Origin of the sequence: Flavobacterium sp. (assembly GCF_044371705.1) — a bacterium.
GTDB lineage: Bacteria > Bacteroidota > Bacteroidia > Flavobacteriales > Flavobacteriaceae > Flavobacterium.
In genome coordinates this window covers 1-6211 of sequence record NZ_JBILTE010000149.1, presented here as the reverse complement: position 1 = coordinate 6211, position 6211 = coordinate 1, and the positions used below count along the sequence as shown (strand labels likewise).

The 6211-nt window shown below is 32.0% G+C and carries 6 protein-coding genes; all 6 read right to left on the bottom strand.

Annotated elements, in window-relative coordinates; translation table 11 throughout:
• On the bottom strand, positions 1 to 410 hold a 410-nt coding region (locus ACIQ2S_RS10145; RefSeq protein ID WP_396175593.1), incomplete at its 3' end, for an ATP-binding protein.
• A gap of 135 nt (positions 411 to 545) precedes the next feature.
• Positions 546 to 2066 (bottom strand): ATP-binding protein, encoded by a 1521-nt coding sequence (locus tag ACIQ2S_RS10140; protein ID WP_396175591.1) that lies wholly within the window; start codon positions 2064 to 2066, stop codon positions 546 to 548.
• Between the two features lie 7 nt (positions 2067 to 2073).
• On the bottom strand, positions 2074 to 3216 hold the full coding sequence (locus tag ACIQ2S_RS10135; protein ID WP_396175589.1) for an FIST signal transduction protein: 1143 nt from the start codon (positions 3214 to 3216) through the stop codon (positions 2074 to 2076).
• A 101-nt stretch (positions 3217 to 3317) separates the two neighbouring features.
• On the bottom strand, positions 3318 to 4412 hold the full coding sequence (ychF, locus tag ACIQ2S_RS10130) for a redox-regulated ATPase YchF (RefSeq protein WP_396175587.1): 1095 nt from the start codon (positions 4410 to 4412) through the stop codon (positions 3318 to 3320).
• A 120-nt stretch (positions 4413 to 4532) separates the two neighbouring features.
• Positions 4533 to 5576: a carboxypeptidase-like regulatory domain-containing protein gene (locus ACIQ2S_RS10125; protein ID WP_396175585.1), complete on the bottom strand. Its 1044-nt coding sequence runs from the start codon at positions 5574 to 5576 to the stop codon at positions 4533 to 4535.
• 30 nt (positions 5577 to 5606) lie between these two features.
• Positions 5607 to 5957, bottom strand: a complete 351-nt coding sequence (locus ACIQ2S_RS10120; RefSeq protein ID WP_396175583.1) for a 4Fe-4S dicluster domain-containing protein — start codon at positions 5955 to 5957, stop codon at positions 5607 to 5609.
• Positions 5958 to 6211 lie beyond the last annotated feature (254 nt).

Genomic DNA, 6211 nt, shown 5'->3' with positions numbered 1-6211 from the left:
TGTTGGTTGTCACGAACGGATTCCACACGGAAATAATTGGACAACGCATTCACCGCTTTGGTACCTACTCCATTCAATCCGACTGATTTTTTAAAGGCTTTGGAATCGTATTTACCACCCGTATTCATTTTTGAAACGACATCGACCACTTTTCCTAACGGAATTCCACGACCGTAATCACGAACCGTTACCAATTTATCTTTAATCGTAACTTCAATGGTTTTTCCGGCACCCATCACATATTCATCGATACAGTTATCGAGGGTTTCTTTCAACAAGATATAAATACCGTCATCAGGTGACGAACCATCACCCAATTTTCCGATATACATACCGGGTCGCATACGGATATGTTCTTTCCAATCGAGGGAACGAATATTGTCTTCGGTGTATTGATTTTGTTCTTGCATTTTGGGTCGTATCGAGTTTTTGCTAATATAAGTGAAATCAATAGGAAATAAAAGAGTAAAAAAAAGAAGTTATCAATAATTAGATTGACAAAAAACATACATTTTATATTGTTCAAGCAACCCAAATATTAAAAATTAACCTTTATAATATTTTCTCAATTTCATATTGAGTTCTTTCGGATTAAATGGTTTTATAATATATTCATTAATTCCAATTTGAAATACTCTGTCTAAATATCCAAATGAGGCTGAAGCTGTTAAGGCAACTATCGGAATCAATTTATCTTTTTCTCTAATTATCGATGTTGCTTCGTAGCCATTCATTACCGGCATTGATAAATCCATTAAAATAACATCATAAGAATTCAAATTAAATTTTTCAACACCAACAAGTCCATTTTCAGCTAAATCAACTTCCACATTCCATTGACTCATTATTTTTTGAGCAATTTTAATGTTAATCAAATTATCTTCTACTAATAAAACCCGCATCCCATTTAGATCTTGTTCTTTATAATTTTCTTGCAAATCATCAGTAACAATTGTATCAAAGTATTTATTTATGGGGAGACTTATTGTAAAATAGAATTTTGTTCCAATACCAATCTCACTTTCAAATTGAATATCTGATTTTAATAAATTAAGTAACTTCTTGGTTATTACTAATCCTAAACCTGTTCCACCAAATTGCCGATAAGTTTTTGTTTCTGCTTGTGAAAATTTTTGGAAAATATTTTGAAAATTTTCTTTATCAATTCCAATACCCGTGTCTTTTACTTCAACTTTAAATGTTGAAACTTCATTAATTATTGAGATTTGATTAACCGTAATTGTAATTATACCCTCTTTAGTAAACTTAATCGCATTAGAAACTAAATTGGTAATAATTTGATTAATTCGTAAAGGGTCACTAATTAAATTAGGTTGAAAATCAGCATCAATATCTACTTGAATCGTATTTAAATTTTCGGACGCTTTAACTTGCAAAGATTTTGCAATTTGTTTGATAAGTTCTTTAAAATCAAAAGGGATTTTTTCTATATCCACCTTTCCGGCTTCAATTTTATTGAAATCAAGAATATCATTTATTAGTAGAAATAAATTTTGTGCAGAATGCTTTAAAACTTCTATATTTTCATGAATACTTTCCAAAGAATTTTCTTTCTCCATGATATAAACCAAACCAATAATAGCATTAAGTGGTGTTCTTATTTCATGACTCATAATAGAAAGAAACTCCGATTTAGCATCATTTGCTTTTTCAGCTAATATTTTAGCTGAATTTAATTGTTCTTGATATTCTTTTTTTATTTCTATTTCTCGGTTAAGAATTTTAATTAGGTCTAATAAATTATCTTTTCCTCCCAACTTTACCCCATCATCAACATTGAGCTGATTAATAGCTTCAATTAACTTAAGTTCAAATAAATCTCTTTTACTTATTTCTTGTTTTAATTTTTCATTTATTTCTGAATATTCTTTATCATTTAAACGGGCTGCTTGTTCAAATAACTCAGCGTCTTTTTCGTAATTTAAATAAGTCTGATTAATGACTTTTATAAAAGTAGAAAGGTCAGAATTATTTCTTAAAGTAATTTCAGATAAAAATTTATTTATCTGACGGTTAAGATGTCTATGTAAATTTGGTTTGTCCATTTAGTTTTTAATCCTCATAAATTGCGGCTATTGTCATTGTTTGATTATGAAGTTCACAAGCTACATTTTTTTGTGTTGGAGAAATTTCTCCATAAGAATAAAAACCACATAAAATTGTATTTTCACCAAAATTATCTTTAACAACCTCCAATTCTTCCTCCACTCTATCCCCTAAAACTATTCTTCTTCCAACACAACTCACCAAAAGTGCTAACTGAACTTTTTCTTTCGATGCAGTTTTAATTTTAAAGGCTGCAGTTGATGCTGCATCAATGAGTTTATCTATATTTCCTTTCATTAACCTTACAAGTGAGCCTTTTGGAATGTTTCCTGCAAATGTCATTGATTTATTTTCCTCATCTATAGCTAATATTGTTCTAACTACTGATGCTGATTCAGAATTCTCTTTCATTGAAAGAGGAAAATATAACGATGAACCGGGTAATTCCTCTGCATATTTGCCAAGGTATTCTTTATATAAATCTAAAGCAAAACGATCACCTATCTTATAGAGAACATTTTTATCAGATAAAGTTACTTCTCGTTCCGGCCCAAAATCGCCCCATCCTCCTTCAGAACCATATCCAAAATGAATATGCTCACCATAAAAACCTACCGCAACAATTTTTCCAGATGAAGCGTTTGCATTTAAACCAACTATAGTTTTTTCAAAACTGAATTCATCACCTGCTAAACCACCAAAAATAGGTATTAATTTGTTAGTTCGCTTAATTAGCTCATTAATAAGCTCAGTACCATTGATATAACTTCCTTCTGATAAAATAAGAACAGATTTTAAATCCTTTGAAAATAATTCGGCTTTAATCTTTTCACCTAAGTCATCTATATTATTGTTAGATAAAATATCAAATTCAGTTGCTATAATTTTTGTTTTATCAAATTCAATTGCTGTGACTACAATTTCCTTTTCTATAGCACAATTATTTGAAACTTGCCCGGAAGAGGAACAAAGTATGATTTGAGCATTGGGATAAATTTCTTTTAATAAATCAAAAGGACAAACTTTTTCTAATAATGTTCTTTGTGCAAAAGCTAAAACTAAATTAGCTTTTGCAGGCATGAAATTATCCGTTGACAAAAGTGTTTTTTGTTGCTTTTTACTATTGAGTAAAAGTTGTTGTAATTTCACGATAGTTAGATTTAGGTGTATAAAGGAATGAAAAGTATTTATTAAAAACAAAAAACCTGCAAAAGAAAGTTTGCAGGTTAATTTAACTAAAAAAGTACTTTCTATACATTAAAACGGAAATGCATCACATCGCCATCTTTAACAATGTACTCTTTCCCTTCAACGCGTAATTTTCCGGCTTCTTTTACTTTCGCTTCTGAGCCGAAAGTAGAATAATCTTCAAAGGCTATTACTTCAGCTCTAATAAATCCTTTTTCAAAGTCCGTATGAATTACACCTGCTGCTTTTGGTGCGGTATCGCCAATATTGATGGTCCACGCACGCACTTCTTTAACACCTGCCGTGAAATAAGTTTGTAATTTTAGTAATTTGTAAGCGGCACGAATTAAAACCGCGGAACCCGGTTCAGTTAATCCCATATCTTCTAGGAAAACCTGACGTTCTTCGTAGCTTTCTAATTCCGTAATATCAGCTTCTGCTCCAACGGAAAGTACAATTACTTCAGCATTTTCGTCTTTTACTAATTCACGTACTTGATCTACATAGTTGTTTCCATTTACAGCCGAAGCTTCATCCACATTACACACATACAAAACCGGTTTGGTTGTAATTAATTGAAACTCTTCCATCAAATCAATTTCATCTTGATTTTGAGGAATTACTGTTCGTGCGGATTTTGCTTGCAATAAAGCTTCGCGAATTCGGTCTAACAATGCTTTTTCAACAATCGCTTCTTTATTACCTGTTTTTGCCGCACGGTTAGTTTTTTCCAAACGTTTTTCAACGGTTTCTAAATCTTTTAATTGTAATTCGATGTCGATGGTTTCTTTGTCGCGAATAGGATTCACATTTCCATCCACGTGCACAATATTATCGTTATCAAAACAACGCAACACGTGAATAATGGCGTTACATTCTCTGATGTTTCCCAAAAACTGATTGCCTAAACCTTCACCTTTAGAGGCTCCTTTTACCAAACCTGCAATATCAACAATGTCCACTGTTGCCATTTGAACACGTTCCGGTTTTACCAATTCTTCCAAACGGGTAATTCTAGGATCAGGAACGTTAACTACACCAATATTTGGTTCGATTGTACAAAAGGGAAAGTTGGCACTTTGAGCTTTTGCATTTGACAAACAATTAAAAAGGGTTGATTTTCCAACATTTGGTAATCCTACAATTCCTGCTTTCATCTTTTAAAGTAATGGTTTAGTCCCGAAATTCCGGGAATGGGTAAAAGGGTTTTTAAACGGGTGCAAATATAGTTTTAATAATTGAAAGAATAAAATAGCCTTTCATTCCTTCAACACACCTTAATTCACAGCAGTCGGTAAAACAAAATTAGTGGGCAACATATCGCCAAAACGCTTTTTTGAAATTTCGCCCGAAAAATCAATTGCATCAATGTTGGTGTGATTTCCGTAAGCATCCACATAAAAAACCGGCGTTCTAAAGGTCACTTTTGATTGGTCTTTTTTGTCAAATAGTAGATTAAAGCTTTTGTAAAATCTGCTATTCCCGTTGAACGAAGAAGTAAACTTTTCTTGATTTTTTATGGTTACTTTTTTCACATTTTGATAGTCAGTAACCTCAAAAAACAAATCGGGATTGGTTGCAAAACTTCCTTCAAAAAGTACAAACTCCTTTTTACCCCAAGTATTCGTTGTCAAATTTTTAAAAAATTGCATGGTTGAACCTAGGTAGGAATTCGCTCTGTTCTTATCATACGCTTGTTCGCTAGTACTTAAATCAGTATAAAAAGTGGTTCCCGCATAAAAACTACTTTTTACGTACTGACTGGAAACAGATCTTTTTGTAAACAGCACATAAAAATCAACCAGTTCAAAATCAATTAAATAACCCAAATAATTGTTTTTTATCTTTAATCTTTCATCAGCAAAAGCGGTCAATTTATAAGTTTTGGACTCATAACTGAATTGAATTGCGTCTTCATTTAAAATCAAACAATTCTTGCCGCCTTTCGTTTTGCCTAAAAATTGTTCTCTAAAAATTTCAAGCATTTCTTTACGAGTAAATGGAATAGGCTCCAAAACAACTTCTTTCAGAGCAATGGCGTTCGGTTTCAATTTTAAATTGACTGGAGATTGAATGGAATTCAGATAAACCGATTCGTAACCTAGATAACTAATTACTAAAGTTGCATTGGGAATGGATTGCAAATTAAATTCAAAAAAACCTTCTTCATTTGTAGAGGTTCCCAATGTTGTTCCATCGAAATAAACGGTGACTCCATAAAGAGGCATATCATTTTCATCAACAATTTTACCATTGATCACTTGACTGAATGCAAGATTGCAATAGAGGAATAAAAAAATAATTGAGAAAAACTTATTCATAAAAAAATCCCTTAAAAAAGGGAATCTATGTTATTCATTATGCAAAAATGATTGTCTGTTTAACAATGTTTCTTCACTTTCTACATGATTATCATCAGGCACACAACAATCCACCGGACAAACAGCGGCACATTGAGGTTCTTCATGGAAACCTTTACATTCGGTGCACTTTCCGGGAACAATGTAATAAATATCATCTGAAATCGGGGTTTGAGCAGCATCGGCATCTACCTCAGTTCCATCCGGTAAAATTACTTTTCCCTTCAGTTTTGTTCCGTCTTTATATCTCCAATCATCGGCACCTTCGTAAATAGCAGTGTTTGGACATTCCGGTTCGCAAGCTCCGCAATTGATACATTCGTCAGTTATTATGATAGCCATTTTATTTTGTTTAAAGGTTTAAAATTCAAAAGTTTAAACTTGTTGGTACTAAAACAATTTTAAACTTTTAACTATTGGCATTTGCCAACATTCTATTTCTTATTTTTGTGCAAAATTACAATCAAAACACTATATATACAAGTTACAAATGTTACAAAAAACCAAAATAAATGCTTTTGTTGCTTTAGGCGACTTTTTGAGTCAGTTTTCATTAGATTCCAATCAAAGAAAATCGGAAGTTTTAAACAACGATA